Source organism: Georgenia satyanarayanai, from assembly GCF_900116375.1.
Taxonomy (GTDB): domain Bacteria; phylum Actinomycetota; class Actinomycetes; order Actinomycetales; family Actinomycetaceae; genus Oceanitalea; species Oceanitalea nanhaiensis.
Genome location: NZ_UETB01000010.1, coordinates 25,239 through 49,747, shown reverse-complemented (window position 1 = coordinate 49,747; position 24,509 = coordinate 25,239). Strand labels below are relative to the sequence as shown.

The window sequence follows — 24,509 nt, the reverse complement described above, 5'->3', positions numbered from 1 at the left end:
CCTAGGCAGGCGTCGCAGCGGTGTCCACCCCGTCCCACGGACCTCTCAGCGGGTGGCGGGGCCGACGTCGTCGGCGAAGCTGCGCGGGGAGAAGGCCCGCACCTCCTCGAGGGTGGCCGACAGCCCGGGATCGTTGTCGAGGTACTTCCTCGTCTCCCGCGCCACGAGACCCGACAGGATGACGAGGCCGATGAGGTTGGGGATGGCCATGAGCCCGTTCATGACGTCGGCGAAGCTCCACACGACGTCCAGGGACACCGTGGCACCGACGTAGACCGCGAGGGAGAACACGACCCGGTAGGGCATGACCCCGCCGCGCCCGACGAGGCGCTCGATGCACCGCTCGCCGTAGTAGGACCAGCCGAGCACCGTGGAGAAGGCGAACATCGCCAGGGCGATCGTGACGATGTAGTGGCCCCACTGACCGGGCAGGCCGGTGCTGAACGCGGCACCGGTCATCGTGCCGGCCTCCGTCTCCGTGCGCCACGCGCCGGTGGTGACGATGACGAGACCGGTGAACGTGACGACGACGAGCGTGTCGATGAACGTCTGGGTCATCGACACCAGGCCCTGCCGCACCGGGTGGGAGGTCTTGGCCGCGGCGGCGGCGATGGCGGCCGAGCCCATCCCGGACTCGTTGGAGAACATGCCGCGGGCCGCGCCCATCTGGACCGCGATGATGATCGTCGACCCGATGAACCCACCGGTCGCCGCGGTGCCGCTGAACGCGTCGGTGAAGACGAGGGCGATGGCCGCGGGGATGTCGGTGATGTTGACGAGGAGGATGAACAGCGCCCCGACGACGTAGAAGACGATCATCACGGGAACGAAGCCCGCGGTGACCCGGCCGATCGACTTGATCCCGCCGACGAGCACGACGAACGCGGCGACGGCCAGCACCGCACCGGTCACCCACCGGGCGACGCCGAAGGAGCCCTCGAGGTTCTCGGCGACGGCGTTGCCCTGGACGAGGTTGCCGATGCCGAAGGAGGCGATGATGGCCATGACTGTGAACATCAGTCCGAGCACCTTGCCCAGTGGTCCCTTGATGCCGCGTTCCAGGTAGTACTGCGGACCCCCGGACTTCTCGCCGGCGGAGTCGGTGCGGCGGTAGTAGACGCCGAGGAAGGCCTCGGTGTACTTCGAGGCCATCCCGACGAGACCGGTCACCCACATCCAGAACAGCGCGCCCGGCCCGCCGATGCTGATCGCGGTGGCGACACCGACGATGTTGCCGGTGCCGACGGTGGCCGACAGGGCCGTGGTGAGGGCCTGGAACTGGGAGACGTCGCCGTCCTCGGCGCCGGCGTCCTTGCGCTTGATGATGCCCAGCCGCAGGGCGGCCCCGAGCTTGCGGAACTGCAGGCCGCGCAGCCGGACCGTGAGGAGCAGCCCGACGCCGAAGAGCAGCGGGATGAGGACGAAGGGCCCCCACACCACCCCCGACACGTCGCCGAAGAACGTGTTGAGGTCGTCGACCAGCTGGTCCATGTGTGCTCCCCGGGCGTCGGTGCGGCGCGATGGCCGCTACTGTGCCACGGGTCACAGACACCCGTGGTGATCTCGCGCGGGCGAGTTGCGTCAGGCGACGGTGACGACGCCGCGCACCAGCGTCGCCGTGGCGCCGAGGACGACGACGGCCACGGCGACGCGCCGCGCCGTTGCCGGCGGGACGCGGCGGGCCACGGAGCCCCCCACGATCACGCCCGCCGGGACGGCGGCCACCGCGGCGGCGGCGAGGGGCCACCCGGGCAACGCGCCCGCGACGGCGCCGGTCGCCGTCTTCGTCAGCAGGGAGACGAGCCCCATGGTGAGGAAGATCGGCTGGAGCGTGGCGGCGAAGGCGCGCTGCGGCCAGCGGGTCGCCTGGGCGTAGAGGAGGACGGCCGGCCCGCCCACGCCCACCGCCGTGTTGAGGAAGCCACCGGTGAGCCCGGCGACGGGCGCCGCGGCGCGGCCTAGGTCGGGCAGCTGCCAGGCCAGCGCCATCGGGGCGAGGGCGAGCAGCAGCGCGGCGCCGATGACCACCTCGAGCCAGCCGGCGTCCACCGCGGCGACGAGCAGCGCGGCCGGGACCGAGCCGACGACGATCGTCGGCGCGATGCGCCAGAACCGCGGCCAGTCGATGTCACGGCGCATGACGACCGTGAGGGCGAGCGCGGAGACGACCGTCGTGATGTTCGTGAGCACGACGCCGGCCACCGGGCCGATGAGCAGCACGAAGGTGGGGGAGACCACCAGGCCGGTGCCCATCCCGCTCGTGCGCTGGAGCACGGCACCGAGCACGACGGCGCCCAGCACGGCGGCCAGCACCCAGACGTCCATGTCCCGTGCCGGTGCTCAGGTGCCGCAGTAGGTGACGAACGCCGTCTCCGGAGGGGCCGGGAGGGTGTAGCGCTCCAGGCCGGGTCGCTCCTCGTAGGGGCGCGTGACGGCCTCGAGCAGCTCACGGACCGGGCCCAGGTCCCCGGCGGTGGCGGCGTCCAGCGCCTCCTCGAGGAGGTGGTTGCGGGGGATGTAGACGGGGTTGTGGCGCTCCATGAGCGTCGCGTCCGGGGTCGTCGCCCGCCACTGCTCGAGCCAGCGCCCGAGCCGGGCGTCGAAGCCGGGCAGCTCACGCACCGGCGCCGGGTCACCGTGCGCCGCCGAGGTGAGGGCACGGAAGAAGGTCGTGTGGTCGGGGCGCGCGGCGACGAGGAGCGCGGTGAGGTCGGTGACCAGCCGCTCCGCGCCGTCGTCGTCCTCGGTGAGACCGAGCTTGGCGCGCATGCCGGCCGTCCACGCGGCGCTGTACCGGGCGGGGAAGGTGTTGACGAGGTCGGTGAGGACACGGACCGCCTCGTCCTCGTCGGTGTCGACGAGGGGGAGGAGCGCCTCGGCGAGGCGAGCGAGGTTCCACTGCGCGATGACCGGCTGGTTCCCGTAGGCGTAGCGGCCGCGGGCGTCGATCGAGCTGAAGACGGTCTCCGGGTCGACGGCCTCCATGAAGGCGCAGGGTCCGTAGTCGATGGTCTCCCCGGAGATCGTCATGTTGTCGGTGTTCATCACGCCGTGGACGAAACCGACGAGCATCCACCGGGCGACGAGGGAGGCCTGCGCGTCCATGACCGCCTCGACGAGCGCGAGGTAGGGGTTGTCCGCCGCAGCGGCGTGGGGATGGTGGCGGGCGATCGCGTGGTCGGCGAGACGGCGCAGCAGGTCGAGGTCGCCGGTGGCGCGCGCGTACTGGAAGGTGCCCACGCGCAGGTGGCTGGCGGCGACGCGGGCGAGGACCGCGCCGGGCAGGAGCGTCTCGCGTCGCACGGTGGCGCCGGTGGCGACGACGGCGAGGGAGCGGGTGGTGGGCACGCCAAGCGCGTGCATCGCCTCGCTGACGACGTACTCGCGCAGCATCGGGCCGACGGCGGCGAGCCCGTCACCGCCCCGGGCGAAGGGTGTGGGGCCGGAGCCCTTGAGGTGGAGGTCGCGCGCCTCGCCGCTCGTGCCGGTGAGCTCGCCGAGCAGGAGGGCGCGACCGTCGCCGAGGCGGGGGGAGTAGGAGCCGAACTGGTGGCCCGCGTAGCCCATGGCGACGGGCGTGGCGCCGTCGGGCACGGTGGTGCCGACGAGCAGGCCGACGCCCTCCGGGCTGCGCAGCTCCTCGGGGTCGAGGCCGAGCTCGGTGGCGAGCGGCTCGTTGAGGAGGAGCAGCGTGGGTGTCGGGACCCCTACTGCCTGCCACGGGACGGCGAGCTCGGGGAGCTCGCGGGCGAAGCGGTCACCGAGGAGGTGGCCGGCGGGAGCGGTGGTGCTCATCGCTCGACGATACGTCCGCGGTGGGGCCGGCGCTCGGTACCGTTCGTCACGTGCACATCGGCATCGACCTCGCCTGGAACACCCGACGCCGGACCGGCCTGGCGGCGGTGGACGACGCCGGCGCGCTCGTCGCGTCCGGGAGCGCGGTCTCCGACGCGGAGATCGACGACTGGCTCGGCGCCCTGCCGGCTCCTGTCCTCACCGTGGCGATCGACGCGCCGCTCGTCGTCCCCAACGCCACGGGCATGCGCGAGTGCGAGCGGCTGGTGGGGCGGGCGTACGGCCGGTACGACGCGAGCTGTCACGCGAGCAACCGCTCGATCCCGTACTTCGACCCGCCGCGCGCGTGGACGCTCGCCGCGCGGCACGGGTGGGCGACCGACCCCTCGCACCAGGGGAGCGTCGCGGCGCCGGCGGCGGTGGAGGTGTACCCGCACGCCGCCATGGTCGGGCTGTTCGGGCTGGGCCGGATCCTCAAGTACAAGAGCGGTCCGGTGCTCGGGCGGCGGGCGGCGCTGGTCGAGCTGCTGGACCGGATGGAGGGGATCGGGGTCCTCTGCCTGCTGGCGAACGACCGGTGGCGCGAGGTCCGGCAGGCCGTCGAGGAGGCCACCCGGCCGATGCACCTCGACCGCGTCGAGGACGAGGTCGACGCCGTCATGTGCGCGCACCTGGCGTGGCTGTGGCACCACGAGCCGCAGGCGCTGCACGTCTTCGGTGACGCGGACAGCGGGTACATCGTCGCGCCGCCGGCGCCGACGCATCCGGCGACGCCGCGGGTGGCGGCAACGAAGGCGGCGTCGGCGGCCCCTGGGCCGACCCCTCCGGCGCCGGTGACGACGGTCGCGCCTCGTGATGACGACCCCGTCGCCGTCGTCGACGTCGTCGGCCGCCCCACGGCCTGGGCTGGTGGAACGCTGGAGAGGGCGTGGAAGGACGCGGTCCGCCGCGCGCTCGCCCCGCACCGCGTCCCTGCTCCCTGGCGTCTCGCCGTCGAGCTGGAGTTCCGGCTCGGGGCAGACCAGCGAGGGCGGAACGAGCCGGACCTCGACAACCTGGTCAAGAGCACCGTCGACGCACTGGACGACGTTCTCGGTGCCCGGCCGGGCGCCTTCCGCCGCCGACAGGCGGACGACGTGCGCGTCGACCGTATCGTCGCGTCGAAGCGGCCGGTGCGCGACGGGGAGCCCGCCGGTGCGTGGATCACGCTACGGGTGTCGCCGCACGCATGGTGAGCAGCGGCTGTGCACCCGTCGCGGCCGAATGTCAGACCCCGTCTGTAACGTCGCTCACATGGACGACGACGGCGCAGCACCGGACGGTGGCAGGGGAGCCACCGCCGCCGGCAGCGTGCCGTCGGGTCCGCTCACCGTGGCGGCGCTCGAGTCGTGGCGGGTGATGCTCGGCGAGGTCGACCGGGCAGTGAGCGACGCCGAGCGCGTCGACATGCTGCGGGCGCTGGAGGAGCTGAAGTCGGCCGCGTGCGCCGCGCAGGCCCGGCTCTCGGTGGACCTGGACGCCTCCCAGCGCGCGGAGCAGGCGCGGGCCGGTGTCCCGCTGTCGCGGCGGGGCGCGGGCGTCGGGGCGCAGGTTGCGCTCGCGCGGCGGGAGTCCCCGCACCGCGGTGGGCGGCTGCTCGGCCTCGCCAAGGCGCTCGTCGTCGAGATGCCCCACACCTACCGGGCGCTGCAGGACGGGCTGCTGAGCGAGTGGCGGGCCACCCTCCTTGTCCGCGAGTCGGCCTGCCTGTCCATCGAGGACCGCACCGCCTTCGACGCCGAGCTGGCGGCAGACCCGGCGCAGCTCGAGGGTCTGGGGGACCGGCAGCTGGTCGCCCGTGCCAAGAAGGTCGCCTACCGCCTGGACGCCGCCTCGGTGGTCCGCCGGGCACGCAAGGCCGAGGGGGAGCGCTGCGTGAGTCTGCGGCCCGCCCCCGACACGATGAGCTACCTCACCGGGCTGCTGCCCGTCGCGCAGGGCGTGGCGGTGCTCGCCGCGCTCAGCAGGGCCGCGGACTCCGCCCGCGCACAGGGGGACGCACGCAGCCGCGGGCAGGTCATGGCCGACACCCTCGTCGAGCGGGTCACCGGCCAGGAGGCGGCGGACGCCGTGCCGGTCGAGGTGCAGCTCGTCATGACCGAGCGCACGCTCCTCGCCGGCGACGAGGAGCCCGCCCACATCCCCGGGTACGGGACCGTCCCGGGCGGCTGGGCGCGGCGCCTGGTGGCCCGCCGGCTCGGCACGCCGGACCTGCGTGGCGTCACCCGCACGACCAGTGTGTGGCTGCGCCGGCTCTTCACCTCCCCGACCACCGGCCAGCTGGTGCGGATGGACTCCCGCCGCCGCACCGTGCCACCCGGCCTGGCGCGCTTCATCGCCGCCCGGGACCAGACGTGCCGCACCCCGTGGTGCGACGCGCCGGTCCGGCACGTCGACCACGTCGTCCCCTGGAGCGAGGGCGGGAGGACGGAGGCGGACGGCCTGGAGGGCTACTGCGAGGCGTGCAACTACGCCAAGCAGGCACCGGGCTGGCGCGCGAGGGCCGGGCCACCCGGGGGCGAGGACGGCCACGTCGTCGAGACCACCAGCCCCACCGGGCACCGCTACCGCTCCAGGGCGCCGGCCCTCCCCGGCCAACCCCCACCGGACGAGCGAGAGCCGGCGGACACCGACCCGGACAGTGCCGCCGAGCGCTACCTCCTCGATCTCCACCGTGTCGCCTGAGCCTGGAACTGAGCGATCCCTCACATCCGGTCTGGTCGGGTCGATCGGACCGAGGAGACCGACCGAGCGGCGAGGAGACACCGTGACCACACCCCCCGAGGGCCACCCGACCAACCCTTACGCCCCGGTCCCGCCGCCGGGTTCGGTGCCCCCTCCCTACGGTGCCGCACCGGTCCCGTCGTACGGGGACCCGGTCGGCGGCCCCGGGTACCAGCCGTCCTTCCCAGGTGCCCCGCAGCCGCCGCGGCGCGGCCTCAAGGGCTGGCAGGTCGCGGCGATCGCCACGACCACCGGCGTGCTCGGCCTCGCCGTTGGCATCGGCATCGGGAGCGCGGGCGACGACGACGCCCCGGCTGCGGCCCCCACCCCCATCGCCCGGACCGAGGAGCCGAGCGCCGAGCCGGCCGAGGACGACGCGACCGAGGCCGCGGACGACGAGGCCGCCGAGGGAGCCCCTGCGGACGAGGAGGAGGGCACCCGCTCGAACCCCTACCCCGTCGGCACCCCCGTGACCGACGGCGAGTGGGAGGTGACGCTCGGCGGGCCCCGCGAGGGCTGGTCGGAGATCGAGGCGGAGAACCAGTTCAACGAGGCGCCGGCCGAGGGCACCGAGTTCTACCTTGTCCCGGTGACCGCCACCTACCTCGGCGACGAGACCGGGCTGCCGTGGATGGACCTGTCCGTCCAGTTCGTCGGGAGCGACGCCCGCACCTACACCGACAGCTGCGGCGTCATCCCCGGTGACCTCATGGACGTCGACGAGCTCTACGAGGGCGGCGTCGCCGAGGGCAACATCTGCGTCGCCGTCCCCGAGGGCGCCGACGGTCTGTGGACGCTCAGCACCGGCTGGGGCGGCAACACCGTCTTCTTCACCGCCGCTGACTGAGGGACGTCAGGCGCGTTCGCGCTCCTGGGCGCGAGCCGCTGCGATCCGCTCGACGTCCACCGCCGAGCGCTGCAGCGGCGGGATGATCTCGTCGTCGGGCGTGATGATGACGAGGTCGTTGTCCATGTGGTCGGCCATGGCGTGCACCGCGTCGATGAAGTCACCGCGCCGGACGGCGTCGACGATGCGCTCGTGCTCCACCTGCATGGTCTGCGCGTCACTCCCGTGGGTGAGGCGGTCGACGTGCCCCGGCGCCGAGAGCTTCTCGGTGATCCCGGCGTACAGCGAGGCGAGCAGCCGGTTCTTCGCGGCGTCGAAGAGCAGGTAGTGGAAGCGGGAGGCGAGCTCCACGCTCGTGTCCCGCGGTCCGACGGCCGGGCACTGCCCGCCGCGCAGCGACTGCGCGACCGAGGCCTCGAGCGCCGCGATGTCCTCGGGCGTCCGGTGCAGCGCCGCCTGCTGCGCGGCCTCTACCTCCAGCGCGCGGCGGTAGCTGAGCAGCTCCTCGAGCGTGTAGGCCGTGAGGAACTCCGAGAGCACCGCACTCGTCGGGGCGCTGGAGCGGACGAAGGTGCCGCGTCCCGGCAGCGTCTCGAGCATGCCGATGCTCGCGAGCGAGCGGACGGCCTCGCGAATCGTCGAGCGGCCCACGCCGAGGGTCTCGGCGAGCTCCGGCTCGATCGGGATGCGCGAGCCGACCTCCCACGCGCCGGTGGTGATCTGCCGGCGCAGGTAGGCCAGCGTGTTCCGGGCGCGCTCGGTGCCGCTGCTGGTGACCATCCCGCGAGTATAGGAAGGGGTGACCGCTCAGCTGGCGAGCCGCGGCGCACCGGTCGCGCCCCTCCACGGCGCACGCTGCGTCGGACTCCGCGGTCGGTGTGCTCGGCCACCGTGGTGCGACTTCATCTGATGTTACGGTGAGCCCGTTTGCGACGCCGTCCCGAGGAGCCCGCCACCATGTCCCACCCCGCTGCGCCCTACGACGCCCTCCTGCTGTGCTCCTTCGGTGGTCCGAACAGGACGGAGGACGTCGTGCCCTTCCTGCGCAACGTCGTGCGCGGCAAGGGGATCCCCGACGAGCGGCTCGAGGAGGTCGGTGAGCACTACTTCGCCTTCGACGGCAAGAGCCCGATCAACGAGCAGAACCTCGCCCTGCGCGCCGCCCTCGCGGCCGAGCTGCGCGAGCGGGGCGTCGAGCTCCCGGTCCTGTGGGGCAACCGCAACTGGCACCCCTACACGGTCGACACCCTCCGGGACGCCGTCGCCTTCGGTGCCCGTCGCATCCTCGTCCTCGTCACGAGCGCCTACGCCTCCTACTCCGGCAGCCGCCAGTACCGCGAGCACCTCGCGGCGGCCGTGAGCGAGCTCGGCGTCGACGCCGAGGGCCTCGAGATCGACGTCCTGCGCCCCTTCTTCAACGACCCGGGCTTCGTCGACGCCAACACCGATGCCGTCCTCGCGGCCGTGGAGCAGCTGCCCGCGGGCGAGGGCGTCCACATCGCCTACGTCACCCACTCGATCCCCGACACCATGCAGGACGCGTCGGCCGCCACCGGCCCCGGCTACCGCGAGCAGCACGAGGACGTCCGGGCCGCCATCGACGCCACCCTGCGCGAGCGCGGCCTGACCGTCACCTCGTCGCTGTCCTACTGCTCGCGCTCGGGCGACCCGCGTACGCCGTGGCTCGAGCCGGACGTCAACGACCACCTCGCCCAGCTCGCCGAGGACGGCGTCACGCGCGTCGTCATCGCCCCGATCGGCTTCATCTCCGACCACATGGAGGTGGCCTGGGACCTGGACACCGAGGCGATGGAGACGGCCCGCGAGCTCGGCATGGACGCGGCCCGCGCCGCGACGGCGGGCATCGCGCCGGTCTTCGTCTCCGGGCTCGTCGACCTCGTCCTCGAGCGCGCCGCCCGCGAGCGGGGCGAGGAGCCGCAGGTGACCGTGCGCGGGCAGCTGCCGGCCTTCCCCGACGTCGCCCCGCCCGGCAGCTGCCGGATGCGCCACGGTGAGGTCACCGGCATCCCGGTCCTCGCCGGCACCGCCGACTGACCCCGTCCCACCACACCAGGAGGAAGAGCCCGTGAGCTCCGCCCAGCCCCAGTCCGCCTACGTCATGTACTCCGTGTTCCGGGCGATCCAGCCGCTGCCCGAGGAGGACGACGTGCGCGCCGGCCTCGTCCGCGACGTCCTCGCGGACCTGGCGGACGTCCCTGGCCTCACCGTGCGCGGCTGGTACGACGTCGCGGGCTTCCGGGCCGACGCCGACCTCATGGTGTGGTGGTGGGCCGAGGACGTCGAGGCGGTGCAGGAGGCCTACCACCGGCTCCTCGCCAGCAACCTCGGCGGCGCCCTGGAGCCGGTGTGGTCCCAGGTGGGCACCCACCGCCCCGCGGAGTTCAACCGCGGGCACCTGCCCTCCTTCATCATGGGCGAGGAGCCGCGCGGCTTCCTCTGCGTCTACCCCTTCGTCCGCAGCTACGAGTGGTACCTGCTGCCCCCGGAGGAGCGCAGCACCATGCTCCGCGACCACGGCCTGGCGGCCCGCGACTACGGCGACGTGCGCGCCAACACGATCGCGGCCTTCGCGCTGGGTGACTACGAGTGGCTGCTCGGCTTCGAGGCCGACGACCTCGGCCGCATCGTCGACCTCATGCGTGACCTGCGCGCCACCGAGGCCCGCCGCCACGTCCGCGAGGAGGTCCCCTTCTTCACGGGCCCGCGCCGCGAGCTCGGTGAGATCGTGGAGAAGCTGCCCCGCGGCTAGCGAGCCGGCGCGACGGCGGCCGTGCTGCATCCCGGCACGGCGCCGCCGCGCACCTCGAAGCGCACGTGGTGGCGCGCGTGGGCGACGGCGGCCAGCAGGTCGTCGAAGTAGTGGTGCTCGTCCCCGAGGGCGTCGAGGACCCCGACGGCGGCCGACATCCTCAGCTGCTGCGCGTCCAGCCCCTTGAGGAGCACGGTGATCCCGCGCCGGCGCAGGTCGGTGATGATCTCGCCGAGCGCGTGGGCTCCGGAGGCGTCCATGACGCGCACCTCGCGCAGGGCGAGGACGACGACGCGCACGTCCTTGACCGCCGTCATCTCGTCGAGGAAGCGCTTGGTCCCGCCGAAGAAGAGCGCGCCGCGGAAGTGGTAGACGGCGACGTGCTCGTCGAGGAGCGCGTCCTCCTCCTCGGGGGCGAGCTCCGGCGGGAGGTCGCGCCGGGTGAGGCCCGAGACGCGCGCCATCGCCCGTAGTGCGAGGAGCGCGGCGACCGCGACGCCGACCTGGACCGCGACGACGAGGTCGAAGACGATTGTCACGACGACGGTGGAGAGGTAGACGACGGCGTCGGCCCGGGTGGCGCGCAGGATCGCGCGTCCGGTGCGCAGGTCGATCATCCGGAACGCGGTGACGACGAGGACACCGGCGAGGGCCGACATCGGGATGAGCGCGACGACCGGCGTGAGAGCCAGGACGATGAGGACGAGCACGACGGCGTGGCTCGCGGCGGCCACACGGGTGCGCGCGCCGGCGCGGACGTTGACGGCGGTGCGGGCGATCGCACCGGTCGCCGGCATGCCGCCGAAGAGCCCGCTGGCGACGTTGGCCATGCCCTGGCCGACGAGCTCGCGGTTGGCGTCGGTGTCCGGCACGGTCTCGACCATGCCGTCCGCCACCCGCGCCGAGAGCAGACTCTCCAGCGCCGCGAGGGCCGCGATCGCCATGGCCGACGGGAGCATGGCCGCGAGTGCGGAGGAGTCCCAGGCGGGCACCTGGAGGGAGGGCAACGCGTCGGGCAGGGCGCCGATCCGGTCGACGTCGAGCGACGTGAGCTCGACGACGACGGTGGCGACGGCGACGGCGACGAGCGAGGCCGGCAGCGACCGGCGCAACCGGGAGAGCACGACCATGAGGACGACGACGCCGACGGTCACCGCCAGCGGGGCCACCGCACGCTCCCAGTCGGTGACGCGCAGCGTCTCCACGGCGGCGGACCCGGCGTTCTCCACCTGGGGGCGCTCGGTGTCGAGGGCGAGGGGGACCTGCTGGAGGAGGATGATGACGCCGATGCCGAGAGTGAACCCCTCGACCACCGGCCACGGGATGACGGAGACGAGTCGTCCCATCCCCACGAGCCCCATGATGACGACGAGGACACCGGCGAGGATCGACAGCGCGAAGACCGCCTCCGTCCCGTAGCGCGCCACCACGGGGATGAGCACGACGGTCATGGCGCCGGTCGGTCCCGACACCTGCAGGTGCGAGCCGCCGAGCACGGCGGCGACGAGGCCTGCGACGATGGCGGTGATGAGCCCGGCCGCCGGACCCACGCCGGACGCGACGCCGAAGCCCAGGGCCAGCGGGAGCGCGACGACGCCGACCGTGACGCCGGCGACGAGGTCTCCGCGCCAGGAGCGCGACAGGCCCGTGTAGTCCGAGCGGCGGGGAAGCGTGAGCGAGGCGACGTGGCGGAGGGCCGAGCGCCAGGTCGGGCGTGGGGCGAGGGGAGTGGGGCCGCTCATCGTGCCTGCCCGTCGCTGCCCAGAGCCTCTCTGGTCCGGCCGTGCGAGCCGAGGAGGAAGGTGCGCGCGGCGTCGAGCATGGTCGCGAGAGAGTCGTCGACGAGCGTGTAGGTGACGGTGTTGCCCTGCCGGGACTTGGCCACCACCCCGGCGCGGCGCAGGACGGCCAGGTGCTGCGACAGGTGGGAGGCCTCGATGCCGATCTCCGTGAGGAGGGTGCTCACCGGCCGGTCGCCGTCGCGCAGGAGCTCGAGGGCCCTGATCCGGACCGGGTGCCCGAGTGCCTTGAAGAGCTCCGCCTTCATGACGTAGACGGGCGTGTCGATGGCGCGGTCGGGCACGGGTCCTCCAGGACGAGGCAACAGATGACTTGACGACTATATCAAGTCGCCAAGCCGCGCCTGAGGAGTGGTTGACGTCTGCTCGTACATGTGTTCGACTGCCGTCATGCGGTGGGACGGGCAGGAGATCACGGCCGAGGACGACGCCGCGCTGCCGGGGCTGCGGAAGATGGCGGGCCTGGTCCGGACCGTCCGCACGCCCGAGTTCGCGGGCATCGTCTTCCACGAGGTGACGGCGCGCTCGGTGCTCAACCGGGTGCCGGCCGCCTCGCGCATGCCCTTCCGCTGGACCGTCAACCCCTTCCGGGGCTGCAGCCACGCCTGCGTGTACTGCTACGCCCGTTCCACCCACACGTACCTCGACATGGACGTCGGCGCCGACTTCGACAGCCAGATCGTCGTCAAGGTCAACGCTCCCGAGGTGCTCGCCCGAGACCTGGCCAAGCCCTCCTGGACGCGCGAGCAGGTGGCGCTCGGGACGAACACCGACCCGTACCAGCGCGCCGAGGGCCGCTACCGGCTCATGCCCGGCATCATCGGCGCGCTCGTCGCGTCCGGCACGCCGCTGTCGGTCCTCACCAAGGGCACCCTCCTGCGCCGTGACCTGCCGCTGCTCGGTGAGGCCGCCGCGCACGTGCCCGTGTCGCTCGGCATCTCCCTCGCCGTCCTCGACGCCGACCTCCAGCACCTCCTCGAGCCGGGGACACCCAGCCCGCGCGCCCGCCTCGACCTCGTGCGCGCGATCCGCGAGACCGGCCTGGACTGCCACGTCATGGTCGCCCCGGTCCTGCCGTGGGTCACCGACTCCCGTGAGCACCTCGACGCCCTTCTCGCCGCCATCGCCGAGGCCGGTGCCACCTCGGCCTCGGTCATGGCCGCGCACCTGCGCCCGGGCGTCAAGGACTGGTACCTGCAGTGGCTGGAGATGCACCGGCCCGCGCTCGTGCCCGAGTACCGGCGCCTGTACGGCCGCGGCTCCTACGCGCCGGACGCGTACCGCACGTGGCTCGCCGAGCGGGTGCGGCCGCTGCTGCGCCGCCACGGCCTGGCCCGCGGCTCCCGGCTGCGGGCTCCGGAGCGGGAGCCGGAGGCACCCGCCCAGGCCCCGGACGCCGTCATGCAGGCGGCCCTGTTCTGAGGGCTGGCACACTGGCCTGATGCCGGTCCCGGAGTTCGTCACCGCCCTGCGTGCCCACGTCGGGACGGCGCCGCTGTGGCTCTCCGGCGTGACCGCCGTCGTCCTCGACGGCGACCAGGTGCTCCTCGGCCGCCGCGCCGACAACGGGATGTGGGCGGCGATCAGCGGCATCCTCGACCCCGGCGAGCAGCCCGCCCGCGCCGCCGTGCGCGAGGTGCTCGAGGAGACGGGCGTCGTCGCCCGCGTCCTCGCGCTCGCGTCGGTCGACAGCGGCGACGTCGTCACCTATCCCAACGGGGACCAGGCGCAGTACCTCTCGCTCGCCTTCCTGTGCGAGTACGTGTCCGGGCAGGCGCGCGTCGCCGACGACGAGTCCCTCGAGGTGGGCTGGTTCCCCCTGGACACGCTGCCGCAGGCGCTCGCGCCGTCGTCGGCCACGCGCATCGCCGACGCCCTCGCCGCCCGCGCGGACCCGGCCGCCGGTCCGCGGTTCGTGCGCTGAGCTCAGCCCTCCGGCGTCGCCGGCGGCAGGGTGTCGCCCCGCGCCTCGGCCATCGACATGGCGTACTCCCGCGAGCGGTCCCACGGACGCGTCCACCCGAGCTCGTCGAAGACGCCGTCGAGCAGGTTCCCGGTGAAGCCCCACACCCAGCCGCCCTGCACCGCGAAGCCGGCGCTGCCGTGGCCGTGGATCGTCACCGTGGAGCGCCCGGCGGGGTCGAGGAGGTCGCTGACCGGCAGCCGCAGCGTGTGAAGCACCTCGCCCGCCTCCACGCGCGCGAGGTCGCCCGGGTCGGCCGCCCAGCCGACCACGGGCGTGACGAGGAAGCGGCTGATCGGCACGGCCACCTCGGGCAGCGTGCCGATGACGTCGACGCGCCCGGGCACCAGGCCGATCTCCTCGTGCGCCTCGCGCAGCGCGGTGGCGGCAGGCCCGGTGTCGCCCGCGTCGGCGCGCCCACCGGGCAGCGCGATCTGCCCGGGGTGGTGGCGCAGCAGCGGGGAGCGCTGCACGAGGTAGAGGTCGAGGCCGGGGAAGACGTCCGGCCGCGCGGCGGTCGGGGTGAGGAGGAGGAGCACGGCCGCCGGCCGGTACTCCGCGCGCGCCTGGGCGTCGACCCGGTGCACCTCCGGCGGCTGTGCCAGCTCACCGGCGGCGCCCCTCGCGACGAGCCGCTCGAGGTCGCTGCGCGCCTGCGCCAGGTGCCGGTCCACCGCGCCACCATAGTCACCCCCGGGACGCCAGCCACTCCTCGGCGACGGCGACGACGCGGTCGTCCTGCGCGCCCGGCTCCCCGCGGAAGGTGTTGGACGTGACCAGCCACAGCCGCCCGTCCGGCGCGACCGTCACCGTCCGCAGGCGTCCGTACTCTCCCTCGAGGAGGCGCTGCGGCTCGCCGGTGCCGCCGTCCGGCGCCAGCGCCACCCGCCACAGGGACTGTCCGCGCAGCGCCGCCACGTACACGGCGTCGTCGGTCACGGCGATGCCGCTGGGGGAGGCGTCCGCCGGGCGCCAGGTGACGAGCGGGTCCGCGTAGTCGGCGGTCTCGGCGGTGCCCTCCACCTCGGGCCATCCGTAGTTGGCACCCGCCTCGACGAGGTTGAGCTCGTCCCACGTGTCCTGCCCGAACTCCGAGGCGAACATCCGCCCCTCGGCGTCCCAGCCCAGGCCCTGGACGTTGCGGTGCCCCAGCGACCACACCGGCGAGCCCGCGTCCGGGTTGCCGGGGGCCGGCGCGCCGTCCTCGTCGACCCGCAGGATCTTCCCGCCGAGCGAGTCCGGGTCCTGCGACGTCGACGGGACGGCGGCGTCCCCGGTGGCGACGTAGAGGTAGCCGTCCGGGCCGAAGTGGATGCGCCCGCCCGAGTGGTAGGTCTCGCGCGGGATGCCCTCGAGGACGACGGCGTCGGGCACGAGCCGCTCGCCGTCGTGCACCATCCGCAGCACCCGGTTGTCCGACCCGGTGGTGAGGTAGACGAAGACGCGGCCGTTGTCGGCGAAGTCCGGCGAGACGGCGATCCCCAGCAGCCCCGTCTCGTTCTCCGCGGCCACCCCGGGCACGGTCGCGAGCTCGCGCGGCTCCTCGCCCGGGACGAGCTCGAGCACCCGGGCGGTGTCGCGTTCGGTCACCAGGGCCGTGCCGTCGGGCAGGAACGCCACGCCCCACGGGACGTCGAGGCCGGTGGCCAGCACCTCCGGCTCCTGAGGGACGGGCTCGGTCGTCGTCGTCGTCGGCTCGGGAGCGGGCGCCGTCGTCGTCGGGCTCGGGACGGACGCCTGCTCCTTGGCCTCCTCGCCACCCCCGCACGCGGTGAGGACGACGACGGCGAGCAGGCCCGCCGTCGTCGTCCTCGCGGTGCGGGTCATCTCAGAAGACGGGCTTGCCGCCCGTGACGCCCAGGACGGTCCCGGAGACGTAGCTCGCGTCGTCGGTGGCGAGGTAGACGAAGGCCGTGGCGACCTCGATCGGGTGGCCGGCCCGGCCGAGCGGGGCGTTCTTGCCGAACTCCGGCAGGGACTCCGCGGGCTTGGTGGCCGGCTGGAGCGGCGTCCAGATCGGGCCGGGCGCCACGGCGTTGACGCGGATGCCCCGGGGGCCGAGCTCGGCGGCGAGGTTGACGGTGAAGTTGTTGATCGCGGCCTTCGTCGAGGCGTAGTCGAGCAGCGTCTCCGAGGGCTGGAAGGCCTGGATCGAGGTGCAGTTGATGACGCTCGCGCCCGGCTCGAGGTCGTCGAGCAGCGCCTTGGTCAGCCAGAAGATCGAGAAGATGTTCGTCTCGTAGGTCTGGCGCAGCTGCTCGTCGCTGATGTCCGCGAGGGAGTCCTGGGCCATCTGGTAGCCAGCGTTGTTGACGAGGACGTCGATCCCGCCGAGCCCCTCGACGGCGGCCCGGGCCAGGGCGATGTTCGCCTCCTCGGTGCGCTGGTCGGTGGGGAGGAGGAGGCAGCGGCGGCCGGCGGCCTCGACGTGCTTCCTCGTCTCCTCGGCGTCCTCCTGCTCGACCTCGAGGTAGGAGATCGCGACGTCGGCGCCCTCCTTGGCGAAGGCGATCGCGGTGGCCCGGCCGATGCCGGAGTCGCCGCCGGTGATGAGGGCACGCTTGCCCTCGAGGCGGCCGCGACCCACGTAGCTGGTCTCGCCGTGGTCGGGCACGGGGTCGAGCCGGTCGGTCCGGCCCGGCCAGGGCTGGCTCTGCTCCGGGAAGTCCTTCATTGCCTGGGTGTCGATGTCCATGCCCCCATCCTTCGGCCAGCGCTGCCGGGTCGCATCCGGTGCGGCCGGTCCCGACTCAGTCGGCGGGGGTCCACACCGCGAGGCGGTGCCCGCTCGGGTCCTCCAGCTCGAAACGGCGTCCGCCCGGGAAGGTGTACGGCGACGCGACGACGCGCCCGCCGGCGTGCTCCACCGCCGCGACGCTCGCCTCGAGGTCCTCGCTGTAGAGGATGACGAGCGGCCCACCCGGGCGGACGTCCTCGGACAGCACGAGACCGCCCATCTCCCGGCCCTCCCCGCCGCGGATGCCGCTGTACGCGGGGCCGTAGTCGGTGAACTCCCAGCCGAAGGCCGCGCCGTAGAACCTCTGCGCCACGGCGAGGTCGTGGACCGGGATCTCGATGTAGTCGATGCGGTGGTGTCTGCTCATGTCCGGACGGTAGACCTCGGCACCGACACCCGGTCGGTAACGTGCGGTGTCATGGAACCCTTCGCCCTGGACGACGGTGACCTCGTCCTCGAGAGCCCCACCCTCGCCGACGTCGACCGCGTCACCGAGGTCTGCCAGGACCCGGTGGTCCAGCGCTGGACCACCGTGCCCTCGCCCTACCGGCGCGAGCACGCGGTGGGCTTCATCGGCAGCTTCGTCGCCGACGGGTGGGAGCGCGGGGACAACCTCACCTGGGCGCTGCGCCAGGGCGGGCGACTGGTGGGGATGGTCGGTGTCTCGCGGGCCGACGGGTCGGGGGAGATCGGCTACTGGCTCGCCCCGGAGGCCCGTGGTCTGGGGCTCATGCACCGCGCCGTCGGGCTCGTGCTCGACACCGCCTTCGGCCCGCTCGGGATGGAGCGCGTGGAGTGGCGCGCCGACGTCGGCAACTGGGCGTCCTGGCGGGTCGCGTGGCGCCACGGCTTCCGCCGCGAGGGACAGGTGCGGGGGATGGGCGTGCACGGTGAGCGCCGTGTGGACCAGTGGATCGGCACGCTCCTGCGTGAGGACCCGCGCGAGCCGGCCCACCCGTGGGACGGGCCGGTCGCCGGCGTCGTGCCCGCCGACGCGCGCGACCCGGAGGCCCTCGTGCGCCAGTTCCACGAGCACTTCGGTGTCCCGGTGGCCAAGGACGCACCGTCGGTCGACCGCGACCGCGTCCACCTGCGCATGGCGCTCGTCGCCGAGGAGCTCGCGGAGCTCGTCACCGCGGTCTACGGCGCCGCGGCGGGGCAGGAGATGGAGGGAGCCTTCACCCGCGCCGTCGCCGCCGACGACGGCGCCCGCGACACCGTGGCGGCTGCCGACGCCCTGGCCGACCTCGTCTACGTCCTGTACGGCATGGCGCAGGAGTGCGCGGTCCCGCTGCCGGAGGTGCTCGCCGAGGTGCACGCGGCCAACCTGTCCAAGCTCGGTGCCGACGGCCGGCCGCTGCTCCGCGAGGACGGCAAGGTCCTCAAGGCGCCCGGCTACCGGCCCCCGGACGTGGCCGGTGTCCTCGCGCGGTGGGCGGCGGACGGCACTGCGGGTGGGGGCGCGGCGACCCCGTGACCGGCGGGTCCCGGGCGCGGACGCTGCGCCCCGCCCCGATCACGGCCCGCCCGCCGGCAGTACCGGGATCCGCCGGCGGTGCGTAGCCTGGTCCGCAGACGGCCGCACTGTCCGCGGCCGGCGTCCCTTCGGTCGGGGGGAGTGTCCCGGTGCCCGCACCCGGCCATGTGCCACGACGCCGTTGGTGGCGCCGCGCCCTCGTCTCCCGGTACGGCGCGCGGGGACGCGACCTCGCCCGCGCGGTCGACGCCGAGTACTCCGTTCTCGTCGCCGCGCGCCCACCGTGGGGCGAGGAGAACCGGGCGCTGCGCTTCCACGTCCGCCAGGCGATCCTCCCGGACCTGGCGGCCTACCGGGTGCTGAGCCGTGAGCACGGTGACGCTGCGGTGGCCAGGGCCGAGGTCCGGGACCTCATGACGGCGCAGCTGCTCCCGGTCCTGCGCGTCGTCGGTGTCCTCGACCGGGTGGGCGTGCCCTTCGCGCGGATGCGCCGCCTGACGCGGTGGCTGGTCCCGCGCGCGTTCCCGCCGGCGGGCTTCACCATCGGATGGAGCCAGGACGACGCCCACGGCCTGCGGTTCGACGTCACCACCTGCTTCTACCTGCGGGTGCTGCGTCACTACGGCGCCCCCGAGCTGACGGGAGTCTTCTGCTACGGCGATCAGGTGGTCTACGAGCAGATGCCGCGCAGCGTGCGCTTCTCCCGGTCCGGCACCCTGGCGACCGGCGCCGGTCGCTGCGACTTCCTCCTGCAGCCCACGGGGCCTGCGGGCAGGGAGACAATGACCCCATGACCGACACCACCCTCGCCGCGGACAACCCCTTCGCGCGCCCCTCGCACCTGCCCTACGAGCTCCCGGACTTCTCCGCCGTCCGCCACGAGCACCTGCGCCCCGCCACGCTCGCCGGCCTCGCGGAGCAGCGGGCCGAGTGGGAGGCCATCGCCACGGACCCGGCCGAGCCGGACGTCGCCAACACCCTCGAGGCGCTCGAGCGCTCCGGCTCCCTGCTGCGCCGGGTGGGACCGGTCCTCAGCACCCTCGTCTCCTCCTGCGCGGACGACGAGTTGCGCGAGCTCGAGGCCGAGCTCGCCCCGCTCCAGTCGGCGCACTGGGACGCCCTGTACCTCGACCGCCGGATCTTCGACCGGCTCGAGGCGCTCGCCGGGCAGGACCTCGACCCCGAGACCGCCTGGCTGCTGCGCACCTACCGCAAGGACTTCGTCCGCGCCGGCGTCCAGCTCGACGACGAGAGCCAGGCTCGGCTGCGCGAGCTCAACTCCCGCCTCACCACCCTGGAGACGGAGTTCTCCCAGCGCGTGGTCAAGGCGATGGACGCGGGCGCCGTCCACGTCACCGACGCCACCCGGCTCGCCGGGCTGGACGAGGGCACCGTCGCCGGGCTCGCCCAGGCCGCCGCCGACCGCGGCCGCGACGGTCACCTCATCACCCTCCAGCTGCCGACCCAGCAGGCGCTCCTCGCCCAGCTCGAGGACCGCACGCTGCGGGAGGAGCTCCTCACCGCCTCCGTGCAGCGGGGGACCGGCGGCGACGAGGCCAGCGACACCCGCGCCACGCTCCTGGAGATCGCCCGCCTCCGGGCCGAGCGCGCCCGGCTGCTCGGCTACGAGCACCACGCCGCCTACGTCGCCGAGGACGGCACCGCCGGTACCACCGCCGCCGTCAACGAGATGCTCGGGCGCCTCGCCCCGCCCGCCGTCGCCAACGCCGCGGCCGAGGCCGAGGACCTGGCCGAGGCGCACGGCGCCCCCGTCGAGCCGTGGGACTGGTCGTTCCTCGCGGAGAAGGTCCGCCAGGAGCGCTTCAGCCTCGACGACTCCGTCCTCCGTCCCTACCTCGAGCTCGAGCGCGTCCTGCGCGACGGCGTCTTCCACGCTGCGCACCGGCTCTTCGGCATCACGCTCACCGAGCGGCCCGAGCTGGCCGGCTACGCCGACGGCGTGCGCGTGTGGGAGGTCAGCGAGGAGGACGGCAGCCCGCTCGGCCTGTTCGTCGGTGACTACTACGCCCGCGAGGGCAAGCGCGGCGGGGCGTGGATGCACAACCTCGTCGACCAGTCCCACCTGCTCGGCCAGCGTCCCGTCGTCGTCAACAACCTCAACATCACCCGCCCCGCGCCGGGGGAGCCCACCCTGCTCACCTGGGACGAGGTCATCACGGCGTTCCACGAGTTCGGCCACGCCCTGCACGGCCTGTTCTCGAACGTCCACCACCCCTCCCTGTCCGGCGCCAACGTGCCCCGCGACTTCGTCGAGTACCCCTCGCAGGTCAACGAGATGTGGGCACGCGACCCCGAGGTCCTCGCCCGCTACGCCCGCCACCACCAGACCGGCGAGCCCATGCCCACCGAGCTGCTCGACGCGCTGCTCGCCTCCGCCCAGTACGGCGAGGGCTTCGCGACCACCGAGTACCTCGGCGCCGCGCTCCTGGACCAGGCCTGGCACCAGGTGACCCCCGAGGAGGTCCCCACCGACCGCGAGGAGGTCGAGGCCTTCTCCGCCCGGGCGCTGGAGCGTGCCGGCGCGTCGGTGCGCCTCGTACCGCCGCGCTACCGCTCGACGTACTTCAACCACACCTTCGGCGGCGGCTACGACGCGGGCTACTACTCCTACATCTGGAGCGAGGTCCTCGACGCCGACACGGTCCGGTGGTTCGAGACGGACGCACCGACGGACGACGACGGCCGGCCGGGTCGCGCCGCCGGGCAGCGGTTCCGCGAGGTGCTCCTCTCGCGCGGCCACAGCGCCGATCCGTTGAGCTTCTACCGCGAGCTCCGCGGCCGCGACTCCGACATCCAGCCCCTGCTGGAACGCCGCGGCCTCACCGCCGGGTAACCCCGACCCCTCGGCCCGGCGGTGCGCCCTCGCGTCGAGGGCGGCACCGCCGGGAGCGCGGCCGACCGTCCACACGTCGATGTGGCTCAGCCGGCCCGGTCACGCGTCCTGCGGTGCTCCCTGACGGGACAGCGGTGCGTCGGTCCGATCGTCCACGCGTGCACGGCAGCCAATCAGCAGGCGGGCGACCATGTCCTGGGCCTCGGCGCGGCGGTAGCTCGGTCCGAGGATGCACAGGTTGCCGACGGCGCGCATCAGCGTGTGGGCGGTGACGCCGGGGTCGATCTCGCCGGCGGCCACGCCCGCATCGAGGAGCGAGGTGCAGGCGGGCACGAGCGTGTCGAGCATCAGGGTGTGCAGGCTGAGGAGGCTCGGGTCCTCGGACTGCAGCGCGACGCCGAGCCCGTGCTTGGTGACGAGGAACTCCACGAATGCGTCGATCCATCGCGCCAGCGCTTCCGTCGGAGCGACCGGCTCCTCCAGGAGCGTCGGGGCGAGTGCCGCGCACTCGTCGAGCTGGTGACGGTAGACGGCGGTGACCAGCTCGGCCCGCGTGGGGAAGTGCCGGTAGACAGTCCCCACGCCGACGTCGGCACGCCGCGCGATGTCGCGGATGGGTGCCTGCACCCCCTGCTCCAGGAACACGGCCGACGCCGCGCTCAGCAGCGCGGCGCGGTTGCGCTCCATGGCGGCCTGGCGCGCTCCGATCGGCTCCGCCATACGTCCTCCTTGTTCGCGGAACAATGTTCCGCTACAGTGACGGAACAGCGTTCCGCCAATTATGGCAGATGCCTCCAGGGAAGGAAGCCGCACCATGCCCGACCAGCCCGTACAGATCGTCTCCGTCAAGCCCGTCCCCGTGCCGACCACCGGGCGAGGCGTCGACCTCGAGGTCAAGGTCACCGCACCGGTCTCCGGCGGACAGCTCCCGGTGATCGTCTTCTCGCACGGGAACGCGTGGTCGCTCGACGGGTACGGCCCGCTCGTCGACCGATGGGCGGCGGCCGGGTTCATCGTCGTGCAGCCCACGCACCTCGACTCGCGGCGCCACGGCATCGGCATCGACGACCCACGCTTCGCCAGCATCTGGCGGACCCGGATCGCCGACCTGCACGCCGTCCTGGACGGCCTCGACGACGTCCTCGACCGAGCCGCCCCCGTCACCGCCCGCGTCGACCGCGATCGGGTCGCCGTCGTCGGGCACTCGTGGGGCGGACAGACCGCGGGGGCCATTCTCGGTGCCGGCGTGCTCGACGCCGACGGCAACCCCGGGGAGAGCTTCATCCACCCGGCGGCTGCGGCGGGTGTGCTGATCGGGACGACCGGGACCGGGGACTCGCTCACCGCGTTCGCGCGGGAGCACCTGCCCTTCATGCGCCCGGACTACTCGACCATGACCACCCCCGCGCTCATCGTCGCAGGAGGCAGGGACCAGTCCGCCATGTCCACGCGCGGGCCCGACTGGTTCACCGATGCCTACCACCTGAGCCCCGCACCCAAGAGGCTGCTCACCATCGCCGAGGCCGAGCACACGTTCGGCGGCGTCGCGGGCGAGAAGGTCGCCGAGACCACGGACGAGGATCCCGCGCGCGTGGCGTTCGTCGCGGACGCCGTCTCCGCCTACCTTCTCGACGTCCTCGACCGGGAGGCCGGTCCCTGGGCAGCTCTCGAGGACGAGGCCGAGACCGCCGGCAGCGCCTACGACATCAACACCACGTGAACGAGGCGTCGAGCGGGAGCTCGGCGCGGTCGGCCCGCTGCTTCGCGGTGCGCGGCGCACCACGCGGGCAGGGGGCTGTCGAGCTGACGTGCCCCTCCTGCGCCGACAGCTGAGTTCTTCCCCGTAACAACTCAGCTGTCGGCGCGAGAGGGGAGGGTTCGGGAGCCCGCGCTAGGGTCGCGTGCATGGCCCATCCCGCTTCGCAGCCCACGTCCGCTCCCACTGACGAGGTCGTCGAGATCTGCCGGCAGCTCATCCGGATCGACACGTCCAACTACGGCGACGGCTCGGGCCCGGGGGAGCGCAAGGCCGCGGAGTACGTCGCGGAGCTGCTCGCCGAGGTCGGCTGGGAGCCGGAGCTCATCGAGTCCGAGCCCGGCCGTGCCTCGGTGGTGCTGCGCATCGCGGGCACCGACCCCTCCCTGCCGGCGCTCGTCCTCCACGGCCACACCGACGTCGTCCCGGCGCAGGCCGAGGACTGGCAGGTGGACCCCTTCGGCGCCGAGGTGCGCGACGGCATGATCTGGGGCCGCGGCGCGGTGGACATGAAGGACATGGACGCGATGATCCTCGCGGTCGTCCGCGACATGGCCCGCACCGGCTGGCGGCCGCGGCGCGACGTCGTCGTCGCCCTCTTCGCCGACGAGGAGGCGGGCGGTGCCAAGGGCGCCCGTTGGCTCGTCGACCACCGCCCCGAGCTCTTCGAGGGGGCCACCGAGGCGATCAGCGAGGTCGGCGGTTACTCGGTGGAGGTCGACGGCCGCCGCGTCTACCTCCTCCAGACTGCCGAGAAGGGGATCGCCTGGCTGCGGCTGCTCGCCGAGGGCACCGCCGGGCACGGCTCCCAGGTCAACACCGACAACGCCGTCACCCGGCTCGCCGGGGCCGTCGCGCGGATCGGCGCGCACTCCTGGCCGCTGCACCTCACCGGCACCGTGCGCCAGCTGCTCAGCGGAGTCGCCGACCTCACCGGCACCACCTTCGACCCGCAGGACCCCGAGGGCATCGACCGCCTCGTCCGCGCCCTGCGGCCGGCGCAGAAGTTCGTCGGGGCCACCCTGCGCACCGGTGCGAACCCCACCCAGCTGAGCGCCGGGTACAAGGCCAACGTCATCCCCGGCAGCGCGGAGGCCGCCCTCGACGTGCGCTTCCTGCCGGGGGAGGAGGAGTCGGTCCGCGCCACGCTCGACGGGCTCGCCGGGCCGGGCGTGCGGATCGAGCCGATCCACACCGACCGTGCCCTGGAGGTGCCCTTCGAGGGCGAGCTCGTGGACCACATGGTCGCCGCGATCGACGCCGAGGACCCGGGCGCCGTCGTCCTGCCCTACATGCTCTCCGGCGGCACCGACAACAAGTCCCTCGCGCGCCTGGGCATCACCGGCTACGGTTTCGCACCGCTGCAGCTCCCGGCCGAGCTCGACTTCGCGGGCATGTTCCACGGCGTCGACGAGCGCGTGCCGGTGGACGCCCTGCGCTTCGGGGTGCGCGTGCTCGAGCGGCTGCTGCGCACCGCCTGACCCGGTCTACAGGGTGCTACGGACCTTGATGATCTTGCGGCGCAGCCATACCTTGCGGCTGCCCCCCATGTAGAGACGGGTGCGAGCCAGCTCCCAGCGGCCGTACTCGGCCTCCTCGGTGAGGAGCTGCCGCACCTGCGAGCGGCTGGCCGTCGGCGGCAGCGACAGCACGCGGAACTCGTACTGGGAGGAGCTGCGGACATCGGGACGGGGCGAAGTTTCAGGGGTGTACCAGACCATGTCGTGACCCATTGTCTCCCATCGCCA

General features: G+C 73.6%; 24 protein-coding genes. 12 read left to right on the top strand and 12 right to left on the bottom strand.

Annotation, left to right across the window (positions count from 1 at the left end; translation table 11 throughout):
- Positions 1–45 precede the first annotated feature (45 nt).
- The 3 genes from DSZ44_RS12840 to DSZ44_RS12830 form a co-directional block, all read right to left on the bottom strand.
- On the bottom strand, positions 46–1,491 hold the full coding sequence (locus DSZ44_RS12840) for an alanine/glycine:cation symporter family protein (protein WP_110853030.1): 1,446 nt from the start codon (positions 1,489–1,491) through the stop codon (positions 46–48).
- Between the two features lie 90 nt (positions 1,492–1,581).
- Positions 1,582–2,325 (bottom strand): sulfite exporter TauE/SafE family protein, encoded by a 744-nt coding sequence (locus tag DSZ44_RS12835; protein ID WP_110853029.1) that lies wholly within the window; start codon positions 2,323–2,325, stop codon positions 1,582–1,584.
- Positions 2,326–2,340: 15 nt separating this feature from the next.
- Positions 2,341–3,795 (bottom strand): protein adenylyltransferase SelO, encoded by a 1,455-nt coding sequence (locus DSZ44_RS12830; RefSeq protein WP_110853028.1) that lies wholly within the window; start codon positions 3,793–3,795, stop codon positions 2,341–2,343.
- Between the two features lie 50 nt (positions 3,796–3,845).
- Between DSZ44_RS12830 and DSZ44_RS12825 the strand changes: the two genes are divergently transcribed.
- The 3 genes from DSZ44_RS12825 to DSZ44_RS12815 all read left to right on the top strand — a co-directional run bounded on the left by DSZ44_RS12825 (position 3,846) and on the right by DSZ44_RS12815 (position 7,405).
- Positions 3,846–5,030: a DUF429 domain-containing protein gene (locus tag DSZ44_RS12825; protein WP_181424634.1), complete on the top strand. Its 1,185-nt coding sequence runs from the start codon at positions 3,846–3,848 to the stop codon at positions 5,028–5,030.
- 58 nt (positions 5,031–5,088) lie between these two features.
- Positions 5,089–6,519: an HNH endonuclease gene (locus DSZ44_RS12820; protein ID WP_258369484.1), complete on the top strand. Its 1,431-nt coding sequence runs from the start codon at positions 5,089–5,091 to the stop codon at positions 6,517–6,519.
- Between the two features lie 82 nt (positions 6,520–6,601).
- Entirely contained in the window at positions 6,602–7,405 is an 804-nt protein-coding gene (locus DSZ44_RS12815) for a hypothetical protein (RefSeq protein WP_110853026.1), read from the top strand.
- Between the two features lie 6 nt (positions 7,406–7,411).
- Here the strand turns inward: DSZ44_RS12815 and DSZ44_RS12810 are convergent, their stop codons facing one another.
- Positions 7,412–8,185 carry a FadR/GntR family transcriptional regulator gene (locus DSZ44_RS12810; RefSeq protein WP_110853025.1) on the bottom strand — a complete coding sequence of 258 codons (774 nt, stop codon included), beginning with the start codon at positions 8,183–8,185 and terminating at the stop codon, positions 7,412–7,414.
- 177 nt (positions 8,186–8,362) lie between these two features.
- Between DSZ44_RS12810 and DSZ44_RS12805 the strand changes: the two genes are divergently transcribed.
- Both DSZ44_RS12805 and hemQ read left to right on the top strand, forming a co-directional pair.
- Positions 8,363–9,460, top strand: coding sequence for a ferrochelatase (locus DSZ44_RS12805; protein WP_110853024.1), 1,098 nt, complete (start codon positions 8,363–8,365; stop codon positions 9,458–9,460).
- A gap of 64 nt (positions 9,461–9,524) precedes the next feature.
- Positions 9,525–10,175: a hydrogen peroxide-dependent heme synthase gene (gene hemQ, locus DSZ44_RS12800; RefSeq protein ID WP_110853095.1), complete on the top strand. Its 651-nt coding sequence runs from the start codon at positions 9,525–9,527 to the stop codon at positions 10,173–10,175.
- Here the strand turns inward: hemQ and DSZ44_RS12795 are convergent.
- Together DSZ44_RS12795 and DSZ44_RS12790 are read right to left on the bottom strand one after the other, a co-directional pair.
- Entirely contained in the window at positions 10,172–11,917 is a 1,746-nt protein-coding gene (locus DSZ44_RS12795) for a SulP family inorganic anion transporter (RefSeq protein WP_110853023.1), read from the bottom strand. The genes hemQ and DSZ44_RS12795 overlap by 4 nt on opposite strands.
- Positions 11,914–12,258: an ArsR/SmtB family transcription factor gene (locus DSZ44_RS12790; protein WP_258369483.1), complete on the bottom strand. Its 345-nt coding sequence runs from the start codon at positions 12,256–12,258 to the stop codon at positions 11,914–11,916. The genes DSZ44_RS12795 and DSZ44_RS12790 overlap by 4 nt, the downstream gene beginning before the upstream one ends.
- 106 nt (positions 12,259–12,364) lie before the next feature.
- Between DSZ44_RS12790 and DSZ44_RS12785 the strand changes: the two genes are divergently transcribed.
- Positions 12,365–13,396 (top strand): Rv2578c family radical SAM protein, encoded by a 1,032-nt coding sequence (locus DSZ44_RS12785; protein ID WP_110853022.1) that lies wholly within the window; start codon positions 12,365–12,367, stop codon positions 13,394–13,396.
- 19 nt (positions 13,397–13,415) lie between these two features.
- On the top strand, positions 13,416–13,898 hold the full coding sequence (locus DSZ44_RS12780) for an NUDIX hydrolase (RefSeq protein WP_110853021.1): 483 nt from the start codon (positions 13,416–13,418) through the stop codon (positions 13,896–13,898).
- A 2-nt stretch (positions 13,899–13,900) separates the two neighbouring features.
- On the opposite strand, the gene DSZ44_RS12775 is transcribed toward DSZ44_RS12780, so the two are convergent.
- The 4 genes from DSZ44_RS12775 to DSZ44_RS12760 are packed head-to-tail and all read right to left on the bottom strand — an operon-like array spanning position 13,901 to position 17,041.
- Positions 13,901–14,611: an NUDIX hydrolase gene (locus DSZ44_RS12775; RefSeq protein ID WP_258369482.1), complete on the bottom strand. Its 711-nt coding sequence runs from the start codon at positions 14,609–14,611 to the stop codon at positions 13,901–13,903.
- Positions 14,612–14,624: 13 nt separating this feature from the next.
- Positions 14,625–15,764: a PQQ-dependent sugar dehydrogenase gene (locus tag DSZ44_RS12770; RefSeq protein ID WP_110853020.1), complete on the bottom strand. Its 1,140-nt coding sequence runs from the start codon at positions 15,762–15,764 to the stop codon at positions 14,625–14,627.
- A 1-nt stretch (position 15,765) separates the two neighbouring features.
- The gene (locus DSZ44_RS12765) at positions 15,766–16,632 is read right to left on the bottom strand and encodes an SDR family oxidoreductase (protein ID WP_110853019.1); all 867 of its coding nucleotides are present in this window, start codon (positions 16,630–16,632) and stop codon (positions 15,766–15,768) included.
- Between the two features lie 55 nt (positions 16,633–16,687).
- Positions 16,688–17,041, bottom strand: coding sequence for a VOC family protein (locus DSZ44_RS12760; protein ID WP_110853018.1), 354 nt, complete (start codon positions 17,039–17,041; stop codon positions 16,688–16,690).
- Between the two features lie 51 nt (positions 17,042–17,092).
- On the opposite strand from DSZ44_RS12760, the gene DSZ44_RS18970 reads away from it, so the two are divergent.
- From DSZ44_RS18970 to DSZ44_RS12745, 3 genes are all read left to right on the top strand, one after another.
- Positions 17,093–18,151 (top strand): GNAT family N-acetyltransferase, encoded by a 1,059-nt coding sequence (locus DSZ44_RS18970; RefSeq protein ID WP_110853017.1) that lies wholly within the window; start codon positions 17,093–17,095, stop codon positions 18,149–18,151.
- 149 nt (positions 18,152–18,300) lie between these two features.
- On the top strand, positions 18,301–18,945 hold the full coding sequence (locus DSZ44_RS18965; protein WP_146237547.1) for an L-2-amino-thiazoline-4-carboxylic acid hydrolase: 645 nt from the start codon (positions 18,301–18,303) through the stop codon (positions 18,943–18,945).
- Positions 18,942–21,005 carry a M3 family metallopeptidase gene (locus tag DSZ44_RS12745; RefSeq protein WP_110853015.1) on the top strand — a complete coding sequence of 688 codons (2,064 nt, stop codon included), beginning with the start codon at positions 18,942–18,944 and terminating at the stop codon, positions 21,003–21,005. Before DSZ44_RS18965 ends, DSZ44_RS12745 begins: the two co-directional genes overlap by 4 nt.
- 99 nt (positions 21,006–21,104) lie before the next feature.
- On the opposite strand, the gene DSZ44_RS12740 is transcribed toward DSZ44_RS12745, so the two are convergent.
- Positions 21,105–21,725 carry a TetR/AcrR family transcriptional regulator gene (locus DSZ44_RS12740; protein WP_110853014.1) on the bottom strand — a complete coding sequence of 207 codons (621 nt, stop codon included), beginning with the start codon at positions 21,723–21,725 and terminating at the stop codon, positions 21,105–21,107.
- 94 nt (positions 21,726–21,819) lie between these two features.
- Between DSZ44_RS12740 and DSZ44_RS12735 the strand changes: the two genes are divergently transcribed.
- Together DSZ44_RS12735 and DSZ44_RS12730 are read left to right on the top strand one after the other, a co-directional pair.
- The gene (locus DSZ44_RS12735) at positions 21,820–22,725 is read left to right on the top strand and encodes an alpha/beta hydrolase family protein (RefSeq protein WP_110853013.1); all 906 of its coding nucleotides are present in this window, start codon (positions 21,820–21,822) and stop codon (positions 22,723–22,725) included.
- A gap of 185 nt (positions 22,726–22,910) precedes the next feature.
- The gene (locus tag DSZ44_RS12730; protein WP_110853012.1) at positions 22,911–24,242 is read left to right on the top strand and encodes a M20/M25/M40 family metallo-hydrolase; all 1,332 of its coding nucleotides are present in this window, start codon (positions 22,911–22,913) and stop codon (positions 24,240–24,242) included.
- A gap of 6 nt (positions 24,243–24,248) precedes the next feature.
- On the opposite strand, the gene DSZ44_RS12725 is transcribed toward DSZ44_RS12730, so the two are convergent.
- On the bottom strand, positions 24,249–24,482 hold the full coding sequence (locus DSZ44_RS12725; protein ID WP_110853092.1) for a DUF5703 family protein: 234 nt from the start codon (positions 24,480–24,482) through the stop codon (positions 24,249–24,251).
- Positions 24,483–24,509 lie beyond the last annotated feature (27 nt).